Source organism: Rhizobium sp. Leaf321, from assembly GCF_001423215.1.
Taxonomy (GTDB): Bacteria; Pseudomonadota; Alphaproteobacteria; order Rhizobiales; family Rhizobiaceae; genus Neorhizobium; species Neorhizobium soli.
In genome coordinates this window covers 866,990-891,486 of record NZ_LMOF01000006.1, presented here as the reverse complement: position 1 = coordinate 891,486, position 24,497 = coordinate 866,990, and the positions used below count along the sequence as shown (strand labels likewise).

Below are 24,497 nucleotides of genomic sequence, written 5' to 3'. Positions count from 1 at the left end.
GGTACCAGCCGCCCTGTCATCGGCCGAATATCTTCCAGCGGGTCGGACGGAACCGTGCTTCGGAGCCGAGTTCGATCGGGGCGTGCAGCGGCACCTCGATCTCTACATGGAAGGGCTCGTGGCCGTTACTTCCCCCGGGGTTGGAGATATCGATCTCGGCGATGCGGGTGCCGGCCAGACGCCGCGAGGCGGTGACCTTGCCGAACAGCGCGTCCCGCTCCTGCGTCAGTTCCACGTCTTCGGGGCGGAAGTAGAGGTCGCTGGAACTGTTCGCCTCTCCGGAAACGCCGATCGGCTCCCCCTGGAACAAGACCGTGCCATCCTTTACCTCGACCGGCAGATGCGAGGATTCGCCGATGAAAGAGAACACGAAAGGCGATCCCGGCCGGTCATAGACGTCGTCGGCCGAGCCGACCTGCTCGATCTTGCCCTGGCTCATGACGACGACGCGGTCGGCAAGCTCCAGCGCTTCCTCCTGGTCGTGGGTGACGAAGACGGTGGTGTGGCCGGTGCGATCGTGAAACTCGCGCAGCCAGCGGCGCAGTTCCTTGCGGACCTTGGCATCGAGCGCGCCGAAGGGTTCGTCGAGCAGCAGGATGCGCGGCTCGATCGCCATGGCGCGGGCGAGCGCCACACGCTGGCGCTGGCCGCCAGAAAGCTGGTTCGGATAGCGGCTCTCAAGCCCCGACAGCTGGACCATATCGAGCAGGTCGGAGACGCGCTTTCTGATTTCGGTCTTGGACGGGCGGCTGGCGGAGGGGCGAACCTTCAGGCCGAATCCGATGTTTTCCGCCACCGTCATATGCCGGAACAGCGCGTAATGCTGGAATACGAAGCCGACATTGCGATCCTGCACGGAATGATGCGAGGCATCTTCGGCACCGAAGAAGATCTGGCCGTCGGTTGGAAAATCCAGCCCGGCGATCAGCCGCAGCAGCGTCGTCTTGCCGGAACCGGAGGGACCGAGCAGCGCGATCAGTTCGCCGGACGCGATTTTCAGCGACACGTCGTTCAGCGCGGCGAAGCGGTCGAATTCCTTGCGGATATTGTTGATGCTAACTTCCATAGAGCGGGAGCCTTTAATGTCTGCCGCCGGCTGAGCCGGCACCGAACCGAAGTTCGAGAAGGGTTTTGAGAGCGAGCGTGACGAGCGCCAGAAGTGCGAGCAGCGAGGCCACCGCGAAGGCTGCGACCATGTTGTACTCATTATAGAGTATCTCCACATGCAGCGGCATCGTGTTGGTGAGCCCGCGGATGCGGCCTGATACGACCGAGACGGCGCCGAATTCGCCCATGGCGCGGGCATTGCAGAGAAGCACGCCGTAAAGCAGGCCCCACTTGATATTGGGCAGCGTCACATACCAGAAGGTCTGCCAGCCGGTTGCGCCGAGTGACAGGGCCGCCTCCTCGTCGCCGGTGCCTTGGTCCTGCATCAGCGGGATCAGTTCGCGGGCGATGAAGGGGAAGGTGACGAACACGGTGGCCAGCACGATGCCGGGCACGGCAAACAGGATCTCGATGCCATAGCTCTTCAGCCAGGGTCCAAGCACGCTGGCACTGCCGAACAGCAGCACATAGACGAGACCCGAGATGACCGGCGAGATCGAGAACGGCAGGTCGATCAGGGTGATCAGGAAAGCCTTGCCCTTGAATTCGAACTTGGCGATGGCCCATGCCGCCGCAAGACCGAAGACAAGGTTGAGCGGCACGGCGATGGCAGCAACCGTCAGCGTCAACCCAATCGCGGCCCAGGCATCGGGTTCGACCAGCGCTTCCTCATAAGCACCCCAACCCTCGCGAAACGCCTCGACGAAGACCGAGACGAGCGGCAGGAACAGGAAGAAGCCGAGGAACACGAGGGATACGCCAACCAGGACGAGCTTGGTGGTGAGGCTTTCATCGGCGGGGCTGCGGAAACGTGTGATGCGGGTGGACTTAGACATGAGACAAGACCCTCTCTGCCCTGCCGGGCGACCGGGGACGAGCCACCGGTCTCGCCCCGTCCTTCGGCCCGCCCACGAGGGGGGAGAACCGACGTGGTAAGCGCTGCGTTCCTGCATCAGAGGGTGAGGCTGGGTTAAGCCCTCCCCCTTGTGGGGAGGGTTGGGAGGGGTTCTTCTTCAAGGCAACTCTGAAAACATCAAACATAACCATACCTCCTGCGGCTCCAGGCCTGGATGAGGTTGATCACCAGCAGCATGGCAAACGAGATCAGCAGCATGATCGTGGCGATTGCGGTGGCGCCGGCGTAGTTGAACTCTTCCAGCCGGATGACGATCAGAAGCGGCGCGATTTCCGAGACGTACGGAATGTTGCCGGCGATGAAGATGACCGAGCCGTATTCGCCAACACCGCGGGCAAAGGCGAGTGCGAAGCCGGTGAGGATGGCGGGCGCCAAGCCCGGCAGCAGAACCTGGAATATGGTCTGGAACCGGTTGGCGCCGAGCGTTGCTGCCGCCTCCTCCACCTCGCGATCGATCTCTTCCATGATCGGCTGCACGGTGCGCACGACGAAGGGAAGACCGATGAAGATCAGCGCGATGACGATGCCATAGGGCGTAAAAGCGATGCGGAACGGCATGAACAGCGAACCGATCCAGCCATTCGGCGCATAGAGCGAAGCGAATGCGATACCGGCGACCGCCGTCGGCAGCGCAAAGGGCAGGTCCACCATGGCATCGATCAGCCGGCGACCGGGAAACCGGTAGCGGGTTAGCACCCAGGCAAGCAGCGTGCCGAACACGACGTTGATGAGTGCTGCCGCAAAGGCCGTGCCGAAGGACACGGTGAGAGCCCGGATCGTTCTTTGATCCGAGAGGATGGCGAAGAAGCCGGACCAGCCGAGCTCGGCGGTGCGCCAGAGCAGGCCTGCGATCGGAATGAGGATGATGAGCGACAGGTAGGCGAGCGAAAAGCCGAGCGTCAACCCGAAACCCGGGATGATGCTCGGCTGTTTTACCCGCCACCGTGCCGACGTGGCAGCGGTGGATGAGGTCATGCTGGCTCCGACTTATTTGCCCGGCTTGTAGATCTGGTCGAAGATGCCGCCATCGCCGAAATGTTCCGGCTGCGCCTCTTTCCAACCGCCGAAGATCGGGTCGTCGATGGTGACGAGCTTGATATCCGGCAGCTGTTTCAGCAATTCAGGCTTTACCACATCGCGCCTGGAGGGACGATAGAAGTGCTTGGCCGCGATGTTCTGGCCTTCATCGGAATAGAGATACTGAAGATAGGCTTCGGCGACCTTGCGGGTGCCCTTTTCATCGACCGTCGCGTCGACGACGGCGACCGGCGGCTCTGCGAGGATCGAGATCGGTGGCACGACGATGTCGAATGCGTCCTTGCCGAATTCCTCGCCGGCGAGATAGGCCTCGTTTTCCCAGGCAAGCAGCACGTCGCCGATCTGGCGCTGCGCAAACGTTACCGTGGAGCCGCGGGCACCGGTATCGAGGACGGGAGCGCGCTTGTAGAGATCGGCGATATAGGCCTTGATCTTGTCCTGGTCGCCCTTGAATTCTTCGTTAGCCCAGGCCCAGGCGGCCAGATAGTTCCAGCGGGCGCCGCCCGAGGTCTTCGGGTTCGGGGTGACGATCGAAACGTCGCCCTTGACCAGATCGCCCCAGTTCTTGATGCCCTTCGGATTGCCCTTGCGCACCAAAAAGACGATCGTCGACGTGTAGGGCGAGGAATTGTTCGGCAGGCGGGACCGCCAGTTTTCCTTGATCTTGCCGGCCTTCTGGATGGCGTTGATATCGCTTTCCAGCGCCAGCGTCACGACATCGGCCCCCAGACCATCGATGACGGAGCGGGCCTGCGCGCCGGAGCCCCCATGTGACTGGCGGATGGCGACATCATCGCCACCTTCTGCCTTCCAGTGCTTGGCAAAGGCGGCGTTGAAATCCTTGTAGAGCTCGCGCGTCGGGTCATAGGACACGTTGAGGAGCTGGCTGGCTGAAAAAGCCGGCGCCACGCTGCCGGCGGCCAGCGTCACGCCGAGCGCCAGTGCCAGAAGCCGCTTCGATATCCCATCGGTAAAATTCAGCATGAATGCCTCCCCTGTGATCTGCACAAACTCTACCGAGCCGGTCGTCTTAGTCAATCGACGGCGAAACCAAGGCAAAACTGTTTCCCTTTGACGGGCTGCGGCGACAAGGGCGCGTTCCCGCGAGGCCAAGAGGCGAAACGGCAGTGCTGGGAAAAGCGGAGGAAGGGGTAAGGCAATCCGGGAAGCGGGTCGGGTTTTGGACGAGAGAGGACGCCTCGAACAGGCCGTCAGAGGCCCGCATGTGCTCGATGGCCAATCAACGCGACACAGTAAATTCTTAGATGCGCGCTAGCCAGATACTAGGCCGACAGCAGTTCGCGCACCTGTCCGGCGTCGGCAGCGTCAGTGTCCGCTGCGGCCACTTCGACCCCTGCCCCTTCCACCGCATCGGCGATGGTAGTGCTGAACAGCACGTCGCGGGTGGCGTCAGCAACGCGGGCGAAGACGTGGCGGATTTCGCAGAGGTGTTCGCCGTCGCAATCATCGCATTTGCGGTAGGCGGTCTGGGAGAGGCAAGGCAGAGGGGCAATCGGGCCATCGACCAGACGCAGCACTTCCCCGAAGGTGATGGCGTCGGCGGGCCGCAGGAGAAGATAGCCGCCCTGCTTACCGCGCCGCGACACGACGATCCCCGAACGTTTGAGGTCGAGCAGGATCTGCTCCAGAAACTTCTTCGGAATGCTCTGCTGAACCGCGATCTCGGAGATCAGCATCGGTTCTTCAGGATCCGCCTGCGCCAAGGCCGTCAGGGCTCTCAACGCATATTTCGCCTTCTGGGATATCATACCGCGACCACTAACAGCAGCGCCGCCGCAAGGCCGAAATCGGTCTCACGTCGCCGCTAATTTTCCTCTGGGCATCCACGATGAAGCCGCAACCGGCATTCGCGAGGAGCAGGCCGGCACGCGGCGATGCCGCAATGCAAAACCTGGTCCTGGGATAGCGCAAATGGCAAGAAATTACAAACCAATGGCCGCATTGGCGGGCAAAAAAGGCTCACATTTAGTTAAGGCGTCGGGTTTTCTGTGTAGGCGGAGCTTTGGAGAGATATTTGCTCCCGCAGTCCGAAGGTTGAAACGGCTTTTCCTGTCTTTCCGCAACGGGTCCGACAATAATCTTGCCATTGCTTACGGAAGATGACCGATGACCTTTCAGGACGTGGCAAGGCTTGACCATCAGGCACTTGCAGCAAATCTCGATACTCGCCTTGCAGGCCTCGACCTTGCCGGTCGTTTGTCGCTTGCATCCGAACTTGGCCGCGCCGTTTTCACCACGTCGCTCGGGATCGAGGATCAGGTGATTACCGCTGCGATCGGCATGCATCGTATGCCGATCGAGGTATCGACGCTGGAGACCGGCCGGCTGTTTCGCGAAACCGTCGATCTGATCGCCGAGACCGAAGCGCGCTACGACCTCGAGATCATCAGGTTCTACCCTGATAAGGACGATGTCGATGCGTTTGTCGAGACCTACGGCATCAATGGTTTCTATGACAGCGTCGAAGCCCGCCACGCCTGCTGTCGTGTGAGGAAGCTGGTGCCGCTCGCGCAAGCGCTGTCCGGCGCCGAGATCTGGATCACCGGCCTTCGCCGCGGCCAGTCCGGCAACCGGGCGACGACGCCGTTTGCCGAATTCGACGCCGAGCGCAACCTGATCAAGATCAATCCGCTGGCGGACTGGGACATCGACCGCATCAACGCGCATGTCGCGGCCGAGCATATCCCGATCAATCCGCTGCACGCCCGCGGCTATCCGTCGATCGGTTGCGAGCCCTGTACCCGCGCCATCAAGCCGGGCGAGCCCGAACGGGCCGGCCGCTGGTGGTGGGAAAACGACGAAAAGCGCGAATGCGGTCTGCATGTTTCGGAAAGTCACGCGTCTGACGCGCAGGCCTCCGAAGACCCCGCGGCCCGCTCCTCGGTCATCCAAGGGGCAAGCGCCATCGGATGATCCGTCCGGATCGCAGCGCCTGCCGCCCTTGCCATCTATGTTGTATTTTTAAGAATACCGGAGACTGAAATGCCCCTGTCAGTACAGGAAACGGAAATCAAGAACCCGCCCGTTTCCCGCCCGCCGCTCGATCCTCATCTCAAGGCACTCGAAAACGAAGCGATCCACATCTTCCGGGAGGTGGCGGCCGAATTCGAAAACCCGGTCATGCTCTATTCGATCGGCAAGGATTCCTCCGTTCTGCTGCATCTCGCCCGCAAGGCCTTCTTCCCCGGTCGCGTGCCCTTCCCGCTTCTGCATGTGGACACAACGTGGAAGTTCAAGGAAATGATCGCGTTCCGCGACAAGATCGCAGAGGACTACGATCTCGACCTCGTGGTGCACAGCAATGCCCGCGGCAGGGAAGAAAACATCACGCCGTTCACCCATGGTTCGTCCTTCTATACCGACGTGATGAAGACCGAGGCGCTGAGGCAGGCGCTGGATGCCGGCGGTTACGACGCAGCCTTCGGCGGCGCGCGACGCGACGAGGAAGCAAGCCGCGCCAAGGAACGGATCTATTCGTTCCGCACGCCGGACCACAAATGGGATCCGCGCAACCAGCGGCCGGAACTGTGGAACGTCTATAACGGCATGATCCGCAAGGGAGAAAGCGTGCGCGCCTTCCCGCTGTCGAACTGGACGGAAGTGGATATCTGGCGCTACATCCAGGCGGAAAACATTCCGCTGGTGCCGCTCTACTACGCTGCCGAGCGCCCTTACGTGGAGCGCGACGGGATGATGATTCTTGCCGAAGACGAGCGGCTGGAACTGCTTCCCGGCGAAGAGATCAAGCATGGCTCGATCCGGTTTCGCACGCTCGGCTGCTTCCCGCTGACAGGCGCGATCCGCTCGACGGCGTCGAACCTCGAAGAGGTCATCGCCGAACTGGAAATTGCCACCGTTTCCGAACGCCAGGGCCGCGCCATCGACCGCGATCAGTCGGGTTCGATGGAAAAGAAGAAGCGTGAAGGATATTTCTGAGATGAGCGTGACAGCAACATCCACCGCCGCTTCGGCCACCATTCTGCCCTTTGCGGAATCCGCTGCCAAGATCACCCGTGACGTGCGGCCGCTGCGGCTGATCACCTGCGGTTCCGTCGATGACGGCAAGTCGACCCTGATCGGCCGGCTTCTCTGGGATACCAAGGCCGTCAAGGAAGACCAGGCGGTGACGCTTGCCCGCGATAGCGGCGGCCAGAACGATCTCGGCCTGCCGGATTTCGCGCTGCTTCTAGATGGTCTCCAGGCCGAGCGCGAACAAGGCATCACGATCGACGTCGCCTATCGCTATTTCTCGACCGAGAAGCGTTCGTTCATCGTGGCCGACACGCCCGGCCACGAGCAGTATACCCGCAACATGGCGACCGGCGCCTCGACGGCCGATCTCGCCATTCTGCTCGCGGACGCCCGCGTCGGGCTTCTGGAACAGACCCGCCGGCATGCGACGATCGCATCGCTGATGGGCATCCGGCAATTCGTTCTCGCGGTCAACAAGTTCGACCTTGTGAATTACGACCGCGAGATCTTCGACCGTATCAGCCATGAATTCCGCGAATTCGCGCTGTCGCTCGGCGTTCGCCAGATCACCGCAATCCCGATGTCGGCGCTGAAGGGCGAAAACGTCGTCTATCCCGCAACGTCCACGATGCCGTGGTATGAAGGCCCGACGCTGGTCGACGCTTTGGAACTGGCAACGACACGCTCCACGCAGACCGGTGGCTTTCGCCTTCCCGTCCAGCGTGTCTCGCGTCCCGGCGAAAGCTTTCGCGGCTATCAGGGCACGGTTGCCGGCGGCTCGATCAAGCCGGGCGACAGCGTCGTCATCCTGCCGTCTGGCACGATCGCCAACGTCAAACAGATCGTCACCTTCGACCTCGTGCGGAACGCTGCCGTCGCCGGCGACGCGATCACGCTCGTGCTCGACCGACAGGTTGATGTGGCGCGCGGCGACGTGATCGCCTCGCTCGATGGCCAGCCAATGAGCGGGGTCAGCTTCGAGGCGCAGATGGTGGCGTTGCAGCCTGGCGGCATCGAGCCGGGCAAGCGCTACTGGCTGAAAAGCGGTTCGCGCCGCCAGCGCGTGGCGGTGGAGCCGATCTCGCAGCTCGACCTGCAGTCGGGCAGCTGGGCTCCGCATGCGTCCGGCCTAGACATGAACGCGATCGGCAAGGTGCGCCTGTCTTTCGAAGAGCAGGCGGTGTTCGACACCTATGAGCAGAACCGCTCGACCGGTGCCTTCATACTGATCGACCCGGATACGCTGAATACGGTCGCCGGCGGCATGATCACGGCCAAACGCGGCGAACTCGGCGGCATTCGCCGTGGCGAGCCCGTGCAGGGCGACCGCGTGATTCTCTCCCTGCCGGCCGATCTTGCCGAACTGCTGATGGCAACCGACGCGTTTGCCGCCCGCCGCGACGACGTTGAGATCCGCAGGGTGAGCGGTGCGGAAGCTGCCGAAATCCTGACATCGGGCGACAAAGACCGTTGATTTAAAACAGGAATTTTTTAACACTGATGGGCCGGGGTGCATAACCCGGCCCTTAGCCATCCCGGCAGGTTTGCCACACTTGGCGGCGAACCAATCGCCTAATCAAGCAGCATCGTGCACGAGACGTTTGCACAAGCGGCGGATCCACCTATATCATGCCTCCCTTCACCCTTCCGGGAGGCGCGCTGTGCAATCCAGCCTCGGGAACTGAGATCCGTTGCCGATGGAAAAACATCTACTTCGTTATATCTGGAATCATACGCGACCGCAGCAGTTATGGGTTCTCGCAATCGTTCTGATTTCGATGATTCCGTACTTCCTTGCGTTCGACCTTCCCAAGCAGATCATCAACGGGCCGATCCAGGGCGAAGGGTTCGAGATGGCGGCCGCAACCCGGCCCTTCCTCGCGTTCCAGTTCACCATTCCTTTGACGCAGTGGTCCTTCGGTTTCGAAGGCTTCGAGCTCAACCGGCTGGCGACGCTGATGGCGCTTTCGGGCGTGTTCCTGCTGCTCGTCATCGTCAACGGGTTGTTCAAGTTCTATATCAACACCTACAAGGGACGCCTGGGCGAACGGCTGCTGCGCCGTATCCGCTACGAGCTGGTGGACCGTCTTCTGCGGTTTCCGCCAAGCACGATGCGGCAGATCCGCGGTGCGGAAGTCTCCAGCATGGTCAAGGACGAGGTCGAGCCTTTCGGCGGCTTTACCGGTGACGCTTTCGTGCAGCCGGCCATGCTGGGTGGACAGGCGATCGCCGCCCTCACCTTCATTCTTTTGCAGAACCTGTGGCTTGGGCTGATCGCGGCCTTCATGGTGGCGATCCAGGTTGGCATCATTCCGAAGATGCGCCGCCGTCTGATCGATCTCGGCCGTCAGCGGCAGATCACCGCCCGGCATCTGGCGGGCAAGGTGGGCGAGATCGTCGAGGGCATGGATACGATCCACAGCTACGACACCAGCAATTACGAGCGTGCCGATATTTCCGACCGGCTGGGGCAGATCTTCCAGATCCGCTACGACCTCTACCGGTGGAAATTCATCGTCAAGTTCGTCAACAATTTCCTGTCGCAGCTAACGCCGTTTCTCTTCTATTCGATCGGCGGCTATTTTGCCTTGCGCGGCACGCTCGACGTCGGCCAGCTGGTGGCCGTCATCAACGCCTACAAGGACCTGCCGGGCCCGCTCAAGGAACTGATCGACTGGGACCAGGCGCGCCAGGACGTGCAGGTAAAATACGAACAGGTGCGCGAACAGTTCGAGCCGGGCGTGCTGATCGCGCCGACGCTGCATGCGCTCGCCCACGATGTGCCGGACCATACGCCGTCTCCGCTTGCCGCTCTGAACCTCACCATCGTCGATGGCAGCGGCGCTCATATCGCCGAAAACGTGACGCTCAAGATCGAGCCCGGCGAGCTGGTGGCGATGATCGACAATGCCGGCATCGGCGCCGAAGCGACGGCGGAAGCGTTCGGCCGCATCACCTGGCCGGCATCGGGCCGCGTGATGCTGGGCGAGGTCGACCTTCTGGAACTGCCGGAAGCGGTGACCGGGCGTCAGGTCTCCTATGCGTCGGCCGACAGCTACTTTTTCCACGGGACGCTCAAGGACAATCTTCTCTACGGGCTCAAGCACGCGCCGGCCGTGCAGGAGAAGTCCGCAGACGAACCCAAACACAAGAAGCTTCGGCGGCGCTGGAAGATGAGCGAAGCCGAACGCGCCGGAAACACGACGCACGATCCGTCCGTCGACTGGATCGACCGTCGATCCACCTCCGTATCGGAAGGCGGCGAAGACGATGTCAAGCAGTCGGTCTTGAGGGCCCTCGATGCGGTGCAGCTGACAGCCGACGTGATGGAACTGGCGTTGCATTCCTATCTCGACCCAGCCGAACACGAGGAACTGACCGGTCGTGTCGTCGAGATGCGGTTTGCCCTGCGCGAGGAACTCGCCAGTCAGGGGCTTGGCAATCTCGTCTCCTATTTTGATTTCAGCGCCTACAACACCGAAGCGACGGTGCGCGAAAACCTGCTGTTTGCGGCGACGCGCCAGTCGGCGGAACTGGATATGGAACTGGCCGAGGGAGAGTATGTCTTCGAAGTGTTGAAGACGGCCAATCTGTTCGACCTGTTCTACGACATGGGACTTTCGATCGCAGAAAACCTGTCGGAAATCTTCCAGGGCCTGCCGCCGGAACATCCGCTGTTCCAGCAGCTCGAGCATATCACCACCGACGATATCGCGTTCTACGAGCAGCTTTTGAAGCGCAAGCGCAGCCGCCGGGACTTCAAGCCCAGCGAGGACGACCGGCGCGCGGTGGTCAAGCTCAGCCTCTACTATATCGAGCCACGCTACCGCTTCGGCGTCCTGACCGCCGAGATCATGAACCAGATCGTTGCCACGCGCGACATCTTCTATGCCAACCTGCCGGCATCGCTGCGCAGCCGCATCGAGCGCTACGATCCGCACAAATACATGGGCTCGGCGACGCTTCGCGAAAACATCCTGTTCGGCAAGCTGTCGCAACGCAACGCCGACGCGCCGACCAAGATCCGCAACGTGGCGGGCAAGCTGCTGCGCGAAATGGGTCTCTATGAGAGCTTTATCGGCATCGGGCTGGACTACGACATGGGCGCCAGCGGCCGGCGACTGACACTGGTCCAGCGCCACAAGCTGAGCCTTGCCCGTGCCCTGGTGCGGCGTTCCAATTATTACATCTTCAACAAGCCCCTTCCGGGCCTCGATCGCAGGGCTCAGGAAGAAATTGTTAAGAATGTGCTTCACTTCCTCGCTCAGCAGGACAATAATCCTTCTGTGGCGTGGGTTTTGTCGAATACTGCCCTGTCACGATTGTTTCATCGTGTTATCGTATTCGACAAGGGATCCGTGGCCGAAGACGACTCTTTTGAGGCTCTGGATACAAAGAGTGGTATTTTTAAATCGTTGGTGGCATAATATCTCAGCCGCCAACAAGATGACCAAATGGTGGAAACCATGTTGCTCAACGATGAAGTGCAGTTGCTGAAGAAAGTTCCTTATTTTTGCCGGGTCGATCCGTGCAAACTTAAGCTGCTTGCCTTTACCTCCGACCGCGTCCTCTACGAACCGGGGCAGGATATTTTCTCACAGGGTGACAGCAGTGATGCTGCTTACGTAATCCTGTGCGGAAAGGTCGACATGATCAGCGGTTCGGCGAATTCCGAGACCAAGATCGGTGAGGCCGGGTGCAATTCCATTATCGGCGAGATGTGCCTTCTCTCCAATTGCTCGCAGGCCGTGACAGCACGGGCTGTGACTGAGGTCGATGTTCTGCGCATTACCAAGGATGCCTTCTTCAAGGTGATCTCCGACAATCCGCGCATGAGCATGGAAATCAGCCGGACGCTGGCCGAAACGATCCGTGGTGCCCGCATGGACGACATGCGCCGGGACCGTCAGCACGCCTGATTGCCCGTCATCGGCCGTTATCCACAGGTTATCCACAGCCTTTCCCTCGGCTCATCCGCTGGTCTTTGAGCGCGCAAACGATGCCATTTGCGCGCGTTGGACACTCGGTCAGCGATGCTGACGACAGGTTTTCTCTGACCTGAATTTGTGGCGGAACACGGGCGTGGCGCTGGTCCTCACGCCCGTTTCACGGCCTGTTTATCGCTTGCGATAATAGAAGTAGCGGCCCTCTTCCACACTGGGCAGCCGCGGCAGTTCTTCAAGATCGGGGTGGTCGAGCGGCAGGCCGCTGACGGCATAGGCGCCTGACGCGAGCATGCCAGCCGCCATTTGCGGCAACCACTGCAAGGTTCTCGCATCCGCATCCGGATAGCCGGTGCCGATATCCGCATGCACGAGGGCAGCGTTCTTGCCGACATAAGCCTGGCCGGTATCCTTGATCTCTCCCAGCACGACGTCGTTTTCGGACGGTGCTTCGGTACGGTGGGCGCCGTTGGAGCGGTCGAAGGCGAGGATGCGGCGGTCGGCGAACAGCTCGCGCAGATGGCTATAGGTGCGGCCGTTGCCGATGCCGACCTCGTAGACATCGCCCGAAGCCGGCAGGCCGAGATCGTTCTTGATGTGATTGAGGATGTCGCGCTGCGCGGTCATCCGGTTGATGAAGCTGTCCAGTCTGCTCATTGCTTTCCCTTTTCCGGCGATCAAGCGTTGAGATAGGGCACGGTTACGCCTTGACGATGGTTTGCGACGTGATGCCGCGATTGGCCATGGCGTTGCGGGTATCGACGACCAGCGGCGCACCATCGGCAATCGCCTGGTAATCGAAGCTGTCATGATCGGTGGCGATGACGACGGCATCGAAATCGCCGAGTTGATCGAGCGGGACGGACTTGCGACCCATCAGGTGACCGTATTCGCGGGTGCGCGGCACTTCGGAAACGTAAGGATCGTGATAGGCCACGTCGGCACCGCGTTCCAGAAGCAGTTCCATCAGCCTAAGCGACGGGCTTTCGCGGATATCCGGCACGTTCTTCTTGTAGGCCAGGCCGAGGATGAGAACCCGCGAACGGCTGAGCGCCTTGCCGAGCATGCGGTCGAGCGCTTCGGCCAGCCGGTCGACGACATAGCGCGGCATTGCCGTGTTGATCTCGCCGGCAAGTTCGATGAAGCGCGTCGGCTGGTCGTATTCGCGCGATTTCCAGGTGAGGTAGAACGGGTCGATCGGGATGCAGTGACCGCCAAGGCCCGGGCCCGGATAGAAGGGCATGTAGCCGAACGGCTTGGTCTTGGCGGCGGCAATCACTTCCCAGACGTCGATGCCCATTCGCTCGTAGACGATCTTCAATTCGTTCACGAGCGCGATATTGACGGCGCGGAAGACGTTTTCAGTGAGCTTGACCGCTTCCGCGGTGCGGGTGCCGGACACCGGAACGATGGTTTCGACGACGGCGCCGTAAAAGGCGGAGACCATCGCGGAGGCTGCTTCGCCATCGCCGGCAACGACCTTCGGAATGGTCGATGTCTGGAAATCGCGGTTGCCGGGGTCTTCGCGTTCCGGCGAATAGCCTAGGAAGAAATCCTCGCCCGCAACCAGCCCGGTCTTTTCGAGGATCGGCTTCATCACCTCTTCGGTCGTGCCGGGATAGGTGGTGGATTCGAGAACGACGAGCTGGCCCTTGCGCAGGGTGCCGGCGATCTGCTCGCAGGTTTTTGCGACGTAGGAGAGGTCTGGCTCTCGGTGACGGGTCAGCGGCGTCGGCACGCAGATGGCGATCACGTCGCATTCGGCAAGGCGTGCGAAATCGGTGGTGGCTGCGAACCGGCCGGCGTTTCGCTCTGCGGCCAGCACGTCGTCGGGCACGGCCTCGATATAGCTCTTGCCCGCTTCGATCGCGGTCATCTTGGACGGATCGATGTCGAAACCGGTGACCTTGAAGCCGGCGCGGGCAACCGTCATGGCGAGCGGCAGGCCGACATAGCCGAGGCCGATGACGCCGATCATTGCGCGCTTGTCTTCGATGGCGGACAAAAGATCCGTCGCCTGTGGCGATTGCTGGTTCAAGGATGGCACTCCGGAGGCATTCGAACTGGGAAGCCATCAGGTGAGCCCAACGACTGGCTCTGTCAAGAGATCGGGCTTTTCACGCTGGCGTGACGGATGCTATCCCACAGCATGGACATCGCTTTCTACGCGCCGCTGAAATCGCCGAACCACCCCGTTCCCTCAGGCGACCGGCTGATGGCGCGCCAGTTGATCGAGATCCTTGGGGTCAAAGGACACAAGGTCGATCTGGTTTCGGAGTTCCGCGCGTTTCTGCCCGAGCAGACCTCGTCGACTGGGGAACGCGATGCGCAGGCGGCGCACGAGGTCGAGCGTATTTCGACTGAGTGGGAAAGACGACTGGCACTCGGCGAGAGGCTGCCGGACCTGTGGTTTACCTACCACCTCTACTACAAGGCGCCGGACCTGATCGGCCCTGCCCTCTGCCGTCGTTTCGACATTCCCTATGTGACGGCGGAAGCCTCCTATTCGCATCGGCGCAATTTGGGGCAGTGGGTGGCGGCGCAGGAGATGGTGGTGGATGCGGTCGCGCTGGCTGCGACCAATATCTGTTTCACCGAGCGCGACGGTCATGGGCTTGCGGAGGTCGTCCCGGATGTGCGGCTTTCGCGGCTGTTTCCGTTTATCGATCCGACGCCCTATCTGGCCCGCGCGCCATCGCCTGAACCGGGGCGGCTGGTGGCTGTCGGCATGATGCGGCCGGGCAACAAGTTTGCCTGTTATGCAGCGCTTGCCGAAGCGTTGAAGCAGATTGCCCATCGTGACGACTGGCACCTCACGGCGATCGGCGACGGGCCGATGCGGGATGAGGTGGCGGCGATCTTCGGCGGCGCGCTTGCCGGGCGGGTGGAGTGGATGGGCTTGCAAAGCGCCGAGGAGGTTGCAGCGCTGCTGTCAACCGCAGCGGTCCTGACATGGCCGGGGGTTTCGGAAGCCTACGGGCTTTCCTATCTGGAGGCACAGGCATCCGGCGTGCCTGTCGTGGCGGAAAACGGCGCCGGCGTGCCTGAAGTGGTGACGGACGGGATCGGGGGTATCCTGACGCCGCCGAGAGATGCGGTTGCCTATGCGGCGGCCATCGAGCGGTTGCTGGACGACGAGACGGAAAGGTGGCGACTTGGCCACGGGGCGCGCGATTTCGTCGTGTCGCAACGATCGATCATGGCTGCGGCTGATCGGCTTGACCAGATCATCACCGCCATAGGCGCAAAGGAAAAAGCATGACCGAAAACGACCTGAGGCTGGCGCTCGACAGGCTTGCAGACGACGGACGGCGGGTCGATTTCTGGCTGCGCGACGATGACGCTGTGGAACCGACGGAACAGCTGGCAAAGCTTGCGACCATGACCGATGCGTTTTCGGTGCCGGCGACGCTTGCTGTCATCCCCGAAAAGACGGGTGCCGATCTCGCCTCCTATCTCGACACCCAGCCGCATCTCGATGTCGCGGTGCATGGCTGGTCGCATCGGAACTATGCGGGTCCCGATGAGAAGAAGCAGGAGCTCGGGAGCCATCGCCCCCTGCCCGATATATTGTCGGAGCTGAAGGACGGGTTCGACAAGCTGGCGGCGCTGCACGCTTCGCGCTTCGTGCCGATGCTGGTGCCGCCGTGGAACCGGATCGCGCCCGAACTGGTCGAGGCGCTGCCGGCGCTTCGTTTCAAGGCGCTTTCCACCTTCGGGCCGGAAAAGACGGCGCCGGTTGCGATGCTGAACAGCCATGTTGACATCATGGACTGGCACGGAACCCGCGGCGGACGGCCGGCTTCCGATCTCATTACAGAGACGATCGCGCTGATCGAGACACCGGACCGGGCGCCTGTCATCGGCGTGCTCGGCCATCACCTCGTGCATGACGACAGTGCCTGGCATTTCCTCGACCTGCTGTTCGGCGTGACGGCGGATCACCCCGCTTGCCGCTGGCGCTCGGCCCGGGTCTTGCTGGGGCTCTAACCCGACGCGTTACTGATCGCTTCGAGCCTACCAGCTCTTCCAGGCGACCAGCAGGCCCTCTCCGGACGCAACCGCGTCCGCGCAGGCTTTCTCGACTTCTGCAATCGGTGCGCCGCGCTTCAGCGAGGCGGCGACGAGGCCGAAGGGGGCGAGGAACACATTGGTCTGCCGAAACAACATGGTCATGATCAGCGGACCTGTGGACCACCAGGCGGGCGCCTGCGGCAGCGCCGCCATCACGTCCGGAAACACCTCGAGCATCTTTGCAAAGGCGGGATGGCCGGGCGGTGTGGCGATGAAGGAATTGGCAAGAAGAAGGCTCCCCGCTCCGACATCGCGCGCCACGTCCTCGGCAATGGCGCCGAGGCCGATCAACGGCAGAAGATCGCCAAAACCGATATCCTCGCGGGTCGGATACCAGTCGCAGTCGAGATAGATGCCGCCATGCTCCAGCAGAATGGCATAGCGGGCGACATCGACGGCACCGGGGTAATCGCCGTCTGCGAGCATCGCGAGATAGGCCGGATGGCTTGCAATACCAAGCTGTTCGAGATCCGCCTCGCGCCACAGCCGGTATTCGAAGCCGGTCGCCTTTGCATGGCTTTCCCAGCGCGCGACGGCTGGTGGCAGCGGCAGCGTGCCGATCCAGATCTGGTGGATAATGCGCGGCACCGGCTTTCGCCCAAGCTCTGCCATCAGCCGTTTCTCATCTGCATCGAAGGTGATGAACGGCGCCATCACGGCGGGATCGGGGACGAGGCCGTGCTGCAGACCGACGCGGCCGATTGCGTCGCCCTCCGCCTTGGCAAGCTTCAGCCATGCGGAGTGAAGCTTGCGCGGCATTCCGAGAGCCGTGCGCTCGCCCAGAACATCCGTCGTCATCACCGTTTTGTCGGCGGAAAGTGCTGTTAGAGCGGCCTGCGCCTCCTCCAGTTTTCCGGCCTCGATCAGGGCGCGGGCATCGGTGATTTTGCGCTTATAGGTTTTCTGGTCAGACTTTTCGGCTGGCACGTGTAATTTCACCTCGCTGTCACGCAACGCTCCTAGGGGATATGCGTTTAACACTCGAATTTCTCGATCTCCGCCAAGAGGTCAGGCTTATTGGCGCAGATGTCAACCGACATGCAGGGGGGCGCATGATAGGGACGATCGGCAGCGGGGTTGCTGCAATGGACAGGTGCACGAGCGTGCGCTACCGTGTTTTGCAATCGATCAATCTTACCTCTCTGCTCCAATCTCCGGGAGCCGGACTTCATTGATGAACCCACCGAAGGAAGTTCTCCGCATCGAAGGATTGAACGTGTCGTTCCCGGTCTGGGGCGGCGCGATCCAGGCGGTCCGGAATCTCAGCATGCGGATACGCCCGGGCCAGGTCACGGCACTGGTGGGCGAAAGCGGTTCCGGCAAGTCGGCTCTCGGCCGCGCGATCATGGGGATCGAGACCGACGTCGCCAAGATTTCCGGGCGCGCGGTGTTCGACGATCCAGCGACCGGCCAGTCCGTCGATCTGATTGCGCTGTCCCGCGACGGGCGGCAGATCCGCGCGATCCGCGGCAGCCGCATCGGCATGATCTTTCAGGAACCGATGACCTCGTTCTCGCCGATCCACACGGTCGGCAACCAGATCGAGGAAAGCCTGAAAATCCATACGGCGATGTCGCCTGCCGAGCGGCGCGAGGCGAGTGAGGAGACGCTGTCTCTCGTCGGTTTCGACAATCCTGCCCGCGTGTTCGACATGTATCCGTTCGAGCTTTCCGGCGGCATGCGCCAGCGTGCGATGATCGCGATGGCTCTGGTCTGTCGCCCGGCGCTTCTGATCGCCGACGAGCCGACGACGGCGCTCGATGTGACGATCCAGGCGCAGATCCTCAAGCTGCTGCAGGAGTTGCAGGCCAAGCTCGGCATGGCGATGCTCCTGATCACCCACGATCTCGGTGTCGTTGCATCGATGGCCGATGAAGTGGTGGTGGTCTATCGCGGCGAGGTCATGGAGGCTGGCTCCGCCTCGGACATTTTCCGCAATCCGCAGCATCCCTACACGAAGGGGCTGATGGCAGCGGTGCCGGATTTCGACAGGCCACGCGAGGAACGCCTGAAGCCGCTGCGCGAAATCAAGGTGGATACGGTTGGCCTGATGGGACGGCGCAAGAGCGAGAAGGTCCTCCCCGAGATACTGCTGTCGGTCAACCACGTCACCAAGAGCTTCGTCACCAAGAAGGGTGCAGGCTTCGGTTTCGGGGCAAAGCCCGAGCGGACGGTGGCAGTCAATGATGTGAGCTTCGAGATCCGCCGCGGCGAGACGCTCGGGCTCGTGGGCGAAAGCGGCTGCGGCAAGACCACGCTCAGCAAGATCCTGATGCGCGGGCTGTCGGTCGATCATGGCAGTGTCGTCTATAACGGTGAAAACGGTCCGGTCGACGTGCTCAACTGCGAAGGCGAAGTGCTGGACGATCTGCGCACTCGGCTGCAGATGGTGTTCCAGGATCCGGTCTCATCACTTTCGCCGCGCATGCCGGTTCGCAGCATCATTCGCGAACCGCTCGACATCCATGACCGCGGCCCGCTCGCCAAGCGGCAGGAAGCGGTGCGCCGGCTGATCCATGCGGTGGGCATGCCCGAAAGCGCGCTGATGCGCTATCCGCATTCGTTTTCCGGTGGCCAGCGCCAGCGCATTGGGATCGCGCGGGCGCTTGCTCTCGGGCCGGATCTGGTGATCTGCGACGAACCGGTTTCGGCGCTCGACGTGTCGATCCAGGCGCAGGTGCTGAACCTGATGAAGGACCTGAAGTCCGAACTCGGGCTGACCTATCTGTTCATCTCGCACAATCTGGCTGTCGTGAACTACATGGCAGACCGGGTGGCGGTGATGTATGCGGGGCGGATCGTGGAGATCGGCCCCTGCGAAACGATCATGCGGGCACCTGTTCATCCCTATACGAAGAAACTGCTGGCCGCCGTGCCTCTGCCGAGCCTCGACCACAAACTGGATTTCGAGACGATCGGCACGCCGACGGCATCGGCCATGAAGATCTGGGGCAAGCAGTTCCTCGACGAGAAGGATAGCGACCAGCTGACCCATGTGGATCTCGGCGGCGGGCATCTGGTTCTTGCCCGCACCAATGTCGATGCGCGGGAGCTTGTGGCAGGATGACGATTTCCAGACGGCATATGCTGGCCCTGTTGGGCTCGGTCGCGGGTGCAACCGCAATCCCGGCGCGGGTGTTTGCGGCCTTTAGCCAGTCCGACTATCTGGCGCAGATCCCGACCGAGACGCCGCTGCCGCCCATAGAGGAGCGTCTGCCGAAGACGCCGCGCGTCCTCAACCTTGCAGAGCGCGGGCTCAAACCCGGGCGTTACGGCGGTTCGATGCGGATGCTGATCGGCGGCCAGCGCGACATCCGCTTCATGCCGATCAACTGTTACGCCCGGCTGGTGGGATATAATTCCGACCTGAAGCTGGAAGCCGATATTCTGGAAGCCTACGAGGTCGAGAACGACCGCGTCTTCACCTTCCGCTTACGCGAAGGCCATAAATGGTCGGACGGGAGCCCGTTCACGGCCGATGATTTCCGCTATGTCTGGGATGATGTCTTTCACGAGAAGAAGCTCGCCAAGGGCGGACCGCCGGCCGGGCTGATGATCAACGGCAAGCCCCCGCGGTTCGAGGTGATCGATGCGCGCACCGTGCGCTACAGCTGGGACGATCCCAATCCGGATTTCCTCGCCGACCAGGCCTCGCCCTCGCCGATCCGGCTGATGTTCCCCGCTGCCTACATGAAGCAGTTCCATATGCGCTACCAGACGAAGGAACTGCTGGCTCAGCATATCGCCAAGGAAAGGGTCGACGACTGGGCGGCGCTGCACCAGAAGATGTCGCGCGTGGTGCGGCCGGAAAACCCGAACCTGCCGACGCTGGATGCCTGGCGCAACCGCACCGCGCCGCCGGCCGAGCGCTTCGTGTTCGAGCGCAACCCCTATTACTACCGCGTCGACGAAAACGGCCTGCAGCTTCCCTATATCGACAAGGTGATGCTGGACGTGTCCTCCGCGGACCTGATCGCCGCCAAGACCGGCACCGGCGAGAGCGACCTGCAGGTGACCAACCTCGATTTTGCCGATTACACGTTCCTGAAGAATGCCGAGCAGCGCTACCCGTTGAAGGTGGATCTGTGGAAGCGGACGCAAGGATCGCGCATGGCGCTGTTTCCCAACCTAAACTGCAAGGATGAAGGCTGGCGCAACCTCTTCCGCGACGTGCGCTTCCGGCGTGCGATGTCTCTTGCGATCAATCGCGGCGAAATCAACAAGGCGGTGTTCTATGGTCTTGCGACCGAGAGCTCCAATTCGATCCTGCCCGACAGCCCGCTGTTCAAGCCGGAATACCAGAAGGCCTGGGCCGCTTTCGATCCTGATCAGGCGAACCGGCTGCTCGACGAGATCGGTCTTGCCATGGATGATAGTGAGGGCATGCGCCGCCTGCCCGATGGCAGGCTGGCAAAGATCATCATCGAGATCACCGGCGAAAGCACGTTCGAGACCGATGCCTTGGAACTGATCGGCGATCAGCTGCTGCAGGTCGGCATCAAGATCTACCCGCATGTGGCCCAGCGTGAGCTTTTGCGCCGGCGCGTGAAGGGCGGCGATGCGATCATGTCGGTCGGCGGCGGCCTCGATAATGGCGTTCCGACAGCCGACATGGCGCCGAAGGAACTGGCACCGACCAGCGATGACCAGTTGCAATGGTCGATCTGGGGACTGCATGCGCTTTCCGGCGGCAGCGATGGCAAGGCGCCTGATCTTCCCGAGGCAAAGGCGCTGCTGGACCTTTACAGTGAATGGCGTAAGGCAGAGGGCTTCGATCAGCGAACGGATGTCTGGCACAAGATGCTGGCGCTGTTTACCGACCAGGTCTTTACGATCGGCATCGTCAACGCCACGCTGCAGCCCGTCGTGCAATCGTCCAAGCTGCAAAACGTGCCGTCGAAGGCGCTCTACGGTTTCGACCCAACATCCTATCTCGGCGTCTATCTGCCGGATGCATTCTGGTATGACGAGGAAACTGCCTGATGTTCCGCTACATTATCTGGCGCATCCTCGTGATGATCCCGACGCTGGTCCTGATCTCGATGCTGATCTTCACGATCATCGAGCTGCCGCCGGGTGACTATTTCGAAAGCTATGTCGAACAGCTGAAGGCGATGGGCGAAAAGGCCGATCTTCAGGAGATCGAAGACCTGCGTGCCCGTTACGGTTTCGATCAGCCCGAGCCGATCCGCTACCTCAACTGGGTGGCCGGCATGATGACCGGCGATTTCGGCTATTCGTTCGAATACCGCATGCCTGTCACGGACGTGGTCGGTGACCGGGTGTGGCTGACGATCCTCGTTTCCACCCTGACCATCATCATCACTTGGGTTCTCGCCTTCCCGATCGGCGTCTATTCGGCCACCCACCAGTATAGCTGGGGTGATTACGGGCTGACGCTTCTTGGCCTGATCGGTCTTGCCGTTCCCAATTTCGTGCTGGCCCTCGTTCTCATGTATCTCGCCAACATCTATTTCGGCACGTCGATCGGCCATCTGATGGACGCGCAGTACATGTCGGAATCGATGAGCTGGGCGAAGTTCAAGTCGATCCTCGAGCATATCTGGATCCCCGTGCTGATCATCGGCACCGCCGGGACGGCCGGCATGGTACGGCGGCTGCGGGCCAACCTTCTGGATGAACTGCACAAGCAGTATGTGATGACGGCGCGTGCCAAGGGCCTGCATCCGTTCAAGGTTCTGACCAAGTATCCGCTGCGGATGTCGCTCAACTTCTTCATCTCCGATATCGGCTCGATTCTCCCCTCGATCATTTCAGGGGCTGAAATCACCGCGGTGGTGCTTTCGCTCGAGACCACCGGCCCGATGCTGATCCGTGCCCTTCAGAGCCAGGACATGTATCTTGCCGGCTCGTTCCTGATGTTCCTCAGCTTCCTTACTGTTATCGGCGTGCTGATTTCAGACATTGCGCTTGCGATGTTCGACCCGCGCATCAGGCTTCGCGGCGGGAGGACCAAATGACGGTGATCGACAGCAGCGACGCGGGCAAGCTGCCGCATTATGTCCGCGAGGGCGCGTTCGACCCTTACGAGATCGAGCGCGATGCCGACGGCAGTGCGCTGAAGGTGCATGAGGCATCGCAGCTGCAGCTGATGTGGTGGCGCTTCAAGCGGCACCGGTTGGCGCTGATCTCCGGCATCCTTCTCCTCATCGCCTATCTGATGATCGTGATTGTCGAGTTCCTGGCGCCCTACAAGGTTCATACCCGCAATATCGATTTCATCTACGCGCCGCCGCAATCGGTGCATCTGTTCCACGAGGGTAACTTCGTCGGTCCTTTCGTCTATGGCCAGAAGATGGACCTGGACATGACGACGCTGCGGCGGAACTACTCCGACGACACGGCCGATGTGCAAAAGCTGCGCTTTCTCTGCCAGGGCGATCCCTACCGGTTCTGGGGCGTGGTGGAGATGAGCACGCATCTGGTCTGCCCGGCGGAAGGTGGCCAGTTCCACCTGCTCGGGACCGACCGTCTCGGCCGCGACATGCTGTCGCGCATTCTCTACGGCGCGCGGATCTCGCTGACGATCGGCCTGCTCGGCGTGGCCACCAGCTTCATCCTCGGCATCGTCATCGGCGGCATCGCCGGCTATTGGGGCGGCTGGTTTGATACGGTGACCCAGCGCATCATCGAGGTACTGCAATCGATCCCCAGCATTCCGCTGTGGCTGGCGCTTGCAGCCGTGATGCCGGCCGACTGGAGCCCGCTCGTCATCTATCTCGGGATCACCTTCATCCTTGGTCTGCTCGACTGGACAGGGCTTGCGCGCGCGGTGCGCTCCAAACTGCTGTCGCTGCGCGAAGAGGATTACGTGCTTGCCGCACAGCTGATGGGTGCCGGCAGCACGCGCATCATCGGTCGGCACCTGATCCCCGGTTTCATGTCGCATCTGATCGCCAGCGCGACGCTGACAATTCCGGGCATGATCCTTGGCGAGACGACGCTGAGCTTCCTCGGCCTCGGTCTTCGCCCGCCGATCACGAGCTGGGGCGTTCTTCTCACAGAAGCGCGAAGCGTCAGCGCTATCGCACTTTATCCTTGGCTGCTGCTGCCGGTCGTGCCAGTGATATTCGTCATACTTGCCTTCAATTTCCTCGGTGATGGTCTTAGAGATGCAGCAGATCCATACAAATAGTGACTGCTGCTTCAAGCCGCTTTGTCAGCCACTTCGTTGCCGGTAGGAGTTTCGGGCATGCCGCGACATCTGAATAACGCCCGCATTCTCATGTACAGCCATGACACGTTCGGGCTTGGGCATCTGCGGCGGTGTCGCACCATTGCGCATTCGCTGGTGGAGAATTACCGCGGCGTGCAGGTGCTGATCATTTCCGGCGCGACGATTGCCGGTGCCTTCGATTATCGCGCCCGGGTGGATTTCGTGAAGATCCCCAGCGTGATCAAGCTGCACAATGGCGATTACACGTCGATGGACCAGCATATCGATCTGGCCGAGACGCTGAAGATGCGCCATTCCAGCATTCGCCATACCGCCGAAAGCTTCGAGCCCGACATCTTCATCGTCGACAAGGAGCCGCTTGGCCTTCGCGGCGAAGTGGAGGACACGCTGGTCTATCTGAAGACCAAGGGCACACGTCTGGTGCTCGGCCTTCGCGACGTGATGGACGCGCCGCATCTGCTCAAGGCCGAATGGGAGCGCCACGATACGCTGCGCAAGATCGGCCAGCTCTATGACGACGTGTGGGTCTATGGCCCGCCGGAGTTTCATGATCCGCTCGAAGGGCTGGATGCGCCGGCATCCGTGCGCAAGAAGATGCATTTCGTCGGCTTCCTGCAGCGCAAGGTGACCTCCGGTGCCGTGCCGGAAACGGATGCGGACGAGGATTACCTGCTGGTGACGACCGGTGGCGGCGGCGATGGCGCAGACCTGGTGCGCGACGTGATTGCAGCCTATCAGGCCGATCCGGCGCTGACCTACAAGACGGTGATCGTGCTTGGGCCCTACATGCCGGCCGAGCAGCGCGCCGTGTTTACCGAAGCCTGCAAGGACGATCCGCGCCTTGAAGTGATCGAGTTCGACAACCGCATGGAAGACCGGATCGCCGGCGCCAAGGCGGTAATCGCCATGGGCGGCTACAACACCTATTGCGAGATCCTGTCGTTCGACAAGCCGGCGCTGATCGTGCCGCGCACGCAGCCGCGCGAAGAGCAGCTGATCCGTGCAACGCGCGGCGCGGAGCTCGGTCTCGTCGACATGCTGTCTGCCGACGACAGTGCCGATGCCACGAAATTTGCAGCCGCGATCAAGGCGCTGTGGCAGCGCGACCCGCCCTCGGTGACGGCGCCCGGCCTGCAGATGGAAGGCCTGCCGCATATCGGCGAGATTGTCGAAGGCTGGATGAAGAACAAGGGACGCCACCTTGCGATTGCGCAAGGCTAACACGCCC

General features: G+C 61.6%; 20 protein-coding genes. 12 read left to right on the top strand and 8 right to left on the bottom strand.

Features of this window, described 5'->3' with window-relative positions:
• Nucleotides 1-16 precede the first annotated feature (16 nt).
• The 5 genes from ASF70_RS10550 to ASF70_RS10530 all read right to left on the bottom strand — a co-directional run bounded on the left by ASF70_RS10550 (nucleotide 17) and on the right by ASF70_RS10530 (nucleotide 4,830).
• A complete protein-coding gene (locus tag ASF70_RS10550) occupies nucleotides 17-1,066 on the bottom strand; it encodes a sulfate/molybdate ABC transporter ATP-binding protein (RefSeq protein ID WP_062579539.1) in 1,050 nt (349 codons plus the stop codon).
• Between the two features lie 13 nt (nucleotides 1,067-1,079).
• The gene (gene cysW, locus ASF70_RS10545) at nucleotides 1,080-1,943 is read right to left on the bottom strand and encodes a sulfate ABC transporter permease subunit CysW (protein WP_062579537.1); all 864 of its coding nucleotides are present in this window, start codon (nucleotides 1,941-1,943) and stop codon (nucleotides 1,080-1,082) included.
• A 197-nt stretch (nucleotides 1,944-2,140) separates the two neighbouring features.
• Nucleotides 2,141-2,998 (bottom strand): sulfate ABC transporter permease subunit CysT, encoded by an 858-nt coding sequence (gene cysT, locus ASF70_RS10540; protein WP_062453545.1) that lies wholly within the window; start codon nucleotides 2,996-2,998, stop codon nucleotides 2,141-2,143.
• A 12-nt stretch (nucleotides 2,999-3,010) separates the two neighbouring features.
• Nucleotides 3,011-4,045: a sulfate ABC transporter substrate-binding protein gene (locus ASF70_RS10535; RefSeq protein ID WP_062579535.1), complete on the bottom strand. Its 1,035-nt coding sequence runs from the start codon at nucleotides 4,043-4,045 to the stop codon at nucleotides 3,011-3,013.
• 299 nt (nucleotides 4,046-4,344) lie between these two features.
• Nucleotides 4,345-4,830 (bottom strand): Rrf2 family transcriptional regulator, encoded by a 486-nt coding sequence (locus ASF70_RS10530; protein WP_062579533.1) that lies wholly within the window; start codon nucleotides 4,828-4,830, stop codon nucleotides 4,345-4,347.
• 358 nt (nucleotides 4,831-5,188) lie between these two features.
• Between ASF70_RS10530 and ASF70_RS10525 the strand changes: the two genes are divergently transcribed.
• From ASF70_RS10525 to ASF70_RS10505, 5 genes are all read left to right on the top strand, one after another.
• Entirely contained in the window at nucleotides 5,189-5,995 is an 807-nt protein-coding gene (locus tag ASF70_RS10525) for a phosphoadenylyl-sulfate reductase (protein ID WP_062579526.1), read from the top strand.
• Nucleotides 5,996-6,064: 69 nt separating this feature from the next.
• Nucleotides 6,065-7,018, top strand: coding sequence for a sulfate adenylyltransferase subunit CysD (gene cysD, locus ASF70_RS10520; protein ID WP_062579524.1), 954 nt, complete (start codon nucleotides 6,065-6,067; stop codon nucleotides 7,016-7,018).
• Between the two features lies 1 nt (nucleotide 7,019).
• Complete coding sequence (gene cysN / locus ASF70_RS10515) at nucleotides 7,020-8,528, top strand: sulfate adenylyltransferase subunit CysN (protein WP_062579522.1); 1,509 nt, start codon at nucleotides 7,020-7,022, stop codon at nucleotides 8,526-8,528.
• Between the two features lie 223 nt (nucleotides 8,529-8,751).
• Nucleotides 8,752-11,481: an ABC transporter transmembrane domain-containing protein gene (locus tag ASF70_RS10510; protein ID WP_062453552.1), complete on the top strand. Its 2,730-nt coding sequence runs from the start codon at nucleotides 8,752-8,754 to the stop codon at nucleotides 11,479-11,481.
• 39 nt (nucleotides 11,482-11,520) lie between these two features.
• Entirely contained in the window at nucleotides 11,521-11,973 is a 453-nt protein-coding gene (locus ASF70_RS10505) for a Crp/Fnr family transcriptional regulator (RefSeq protein WP_062454806.1), read from the top strand.
• Between the two features lie 198 nt (nucleotides 11,974-12,171).
• Here the strand turns inward: ASF70_RS10505 and ASF70_RS10500 are convergent, their stop codons facing one another.
• Entirely contained in the window at nucleotides 12,172-12,654 is a 483-nt protein-coding gene (locus ASF70_RS10500) for a class I SAM-dependent methyltransferase (protein ID WP_062579521.1), read from the bottom strand.
• Nucleotides 12,655-12,697: 43 nt separating this feature from the next.
• Nucleotides 12,698-13,975, bottom strand: a complete 1,278-nt coding sequence (locus tag ASF70_RS10495; RefSeq protein WP_062580193.1) for a nucleotide sugar dehydrogenase — start codon at nucleotides 13,973-13,975, stop codon at nucleotides 12,698-12,700.
• Between the two features lie 171 nt (nucleotides 13,976-14,146).
• On the opposite strand from ASF70_RS10495, the gene ASF70_RS10490 reads away from it, so the two are divergent.
• Nucleotides 14,147-15,259 carry a glycosyltransferase family 4 protein gene (locus ASF70_RS10490; RefSeq protein ID WP_062579520.1) on the top strand — a complete coding sequence of 371 codons (1,113 nt, stop codon included), beginning with the start codon at nucleotides 14,147-14,149 and terminating at the stop codon, nucleotides 15,257-15,259.
• A complete protein-coding gene (locus tag ASF70_RS10485) occupies nucleotides 15,256-15,987 on the top strand; it encodes a polysaccharide deacetylase family protein (RefSeq protein WP_062579519.1) in 732 nt (243 codons plus the stop codon). Before ASF70_RS10490 ends, ASF70_RS10485 begins: the two co-directional genes overlap by 4 nt.
• A 27-nt stretch (nucleotides 15,988-16,014) precedes the next feature.
• On the opposite strand, the gene ASF70_RS10480 is transcribed toward ASF70_RS10485, so the two are convergent.
• Nucleotides 16,015-16,998: a glycosyltransferase gene (locus tag ASF70_RS10480; protein WP_062579518.1), complete on the bottom strand. Its 984-nt coding sequence runs from the start codon at nucleotides 16,996-16,998 to the stop codon at nucleotides 16,015-16,017.
• A 247-nt stretch (nucleotides 16,999-17,245) separates the two neighbouring features.
• Between ASF70_RS10480 and ASF70_RS10470 the strand changes: the two genes are divergently transcribed.
• The 5 genes from ASF70_RS10470 to ASF70_RS10450 are packed head-to-tail and all read left to right on the top strand — an operon-like array spanning nucleotide 17,246 to nucleotide 24,490.
• Nucleotides 17,246-19,138 (top strand): ABC transporter ATP-binding protein, encoded by a 1,893-nt coding sequence (locus ASF70_RS10470; RefSeq protein ID WP_062579517.1) that lies wholly within the window; start codon nucleotides 17,246-17,248, stop codon nucleotides 19,136-19,138.
• Entirely contained in the window at nucleotides 19,135-21,054 is a 1,920-nt protein-coding gene (locus ASF70_RS10465) for an ABC transporter substrate-binding protein (protein WP_062579515.1), read from the top strand. The genes ASF70_RS10470 and ASF70_RS10465 overlap by 4 nt, the downstream gene beginning before the upstream one ends.
• The gene (locus ASF70_RS10460; protein ID WP_062453560.1) at nucleotides 21,054-22,052 is read left to right on the top strand and encodes an ABC transporter permease; all 999 of its coding nucleotides are present in this window, start codon (nucleotides 21,054-21,056) and stop codon (nucleotides 22,050-22,052) included. Before ASF70_RS10465 ends, ASF70_RS10460 begins: the two co-directional genes overlap by 1 nt.
• The gene (locus ASF70_RS10455; RefSeq protein WP_062579513.1) at nucleotides 22,049-23,227 is read left to right on the top strand and encodes an ABC transporter permease; all 1,179 of its coding nucleotides are present in this window, start codon (nucleotides 22,049-22,051) and stop codon (nucleotides 23,225-23,227) included. Before ASF70_RS10460 ends, ASF70_RS10455 begins: the two co-directional genes overlap by 4 nt.
• 57 nt (nucleotides 23,228-23,284) lie before the next feature.
• A complete protein-coding gene (locus ASF70_RS10450) occupies nucleotides 23,285-24,490 on the top strand; it encodes a glycosyltransferase family protein (protein WP_062453562.1) in 1,206 nt (401 codons plus the stop codon).
• Nucleotides 24,491-24,497: the final 7 nt, after the last annotated feature.

Coding starts and splice junctions, on each gene's coding strand:
- ASF70_RS10550 (WP_062579539.1), bottom strand. CDS start 1,066: ATGGAAGTTAGCATCAACAATATCCGCAAGGAATTCGACCGCTTCGCC.
- cysW (WP_062579537.1), bottom strand. CDS start 1,943: ATGTCTAAGTCCACCCGCATCACACGTTTCCGCAGCCCCGCCGATGAA.
- cysT (WP_062453545.1), bottom strand. CDS start 2,998: ATGACCTCATCCACCGCTGCCACGTCGGCACGGTGGCGGGTAAAACAG.
- ASF70_RS10535 (WP_062579535.1), bottom strand. CDS start 4,045: ATGCTGAATTTTACCGATGGGATATCGAAGCGGCTTCTGGCACTGGCG.
- ASF70_RS10530 (WP_062579533.1), bottom strand. CDS start 4,830: ATGATATCCCAGAAGGCGAAATATGCGTTGAGAGCCCTGACGGCCTTG.
- ASF70_RS10525 (WP_062579526.1), top strand. CDS start 5,189: ATGACCTTTCAGGACGTGGCAAGGCTTGACCATCAGGCACTTGCAGCA.
- cysD (WP_062579524.1), top strand. CDS start 6,065: ATGCCCCTGTCAGTACAGGAAACGGAAATCAAGAACCCGCCCGTTTCC.
- cysN (WP_062579522.1), top strand. CDS start 7,020: ATGAGCGTGACAGCAACATCCACCGCCGCTTCGGCCACCATTCTGCCC.
- ASF70_RS10510 (WP_062453552.1), top strand. CDS start 8,752: ATGGAAAAACATCTACTTCGTTATATCTGGAATCATACGCGACCGCAG.
- ASF70_RS10505 (WP_062454806.1), top strand. CDS start 11,521: ATGTTGCTCAACGATGAAGTGCAGTTGCTGAAGAAAGTTCCTTATTTT.
- ASF70_RS10500 (WP_062579521.1), bottom strand. CDS start 12,654: ATGAGCAGACTGGACAGCTTCATCAACCGGATGACCGCGCAGCGCGAC.
- ASF70_RS10495 (WP_062580193.1), bottom strand. CDS start 13,975: ATGATCGGCGTCATCGGCCTCGGCTATGTCGGCCTGCCGCTCGCCATG.
- ASF70_RS10490 (WP_062579520.1), top strand. CDS start 14,147: ATGGACATCGCTTTCTACGCGCCGCTGAAATCGCCGAACCACCCCGTT.
- ASF70_RS10485 (WP_062579519.1), top strand. CDS start 15,256: ATGACCGAAAACGACCTGAGGCTGGCGCTCGACAGGCTTGCAGACGAC.
- ASF70_RS10470 (WP_062579517.1), top strand. CDS start 17,246: ATGAACCCACCGAAGGAAGTTCTCCGCATCGAAGGATTGAACGTGTCG.
- ASF70_RS10465 (WP_062579515.1), top strand. CDS start 19,135: ATGACGATTTCCAGACGGCATATGCTGGCCCTGTTGGGCTCGGTCGCG.
- ASF70_RS10460 (WP_062453560.1), top strand. CDS start 21,054: ATGTTCCGCTACATTATCTGGCGCATCCTCGTGATGATCCCGACGCTG.
- ASF70_RS10455 (WP_062579513.1), top strand. CDS start 22,049: ATGACGGTGATCGACAGCAGCGACGCGGGCAAGCTGCCGCATTATGTC.
- ASF70_RS10450 (WP_062453562.1), top strand. CDS start 23,285: ATGCCGCGACATCTGAATAACGCCCGCATTCTCATGTACAGCCATGAC.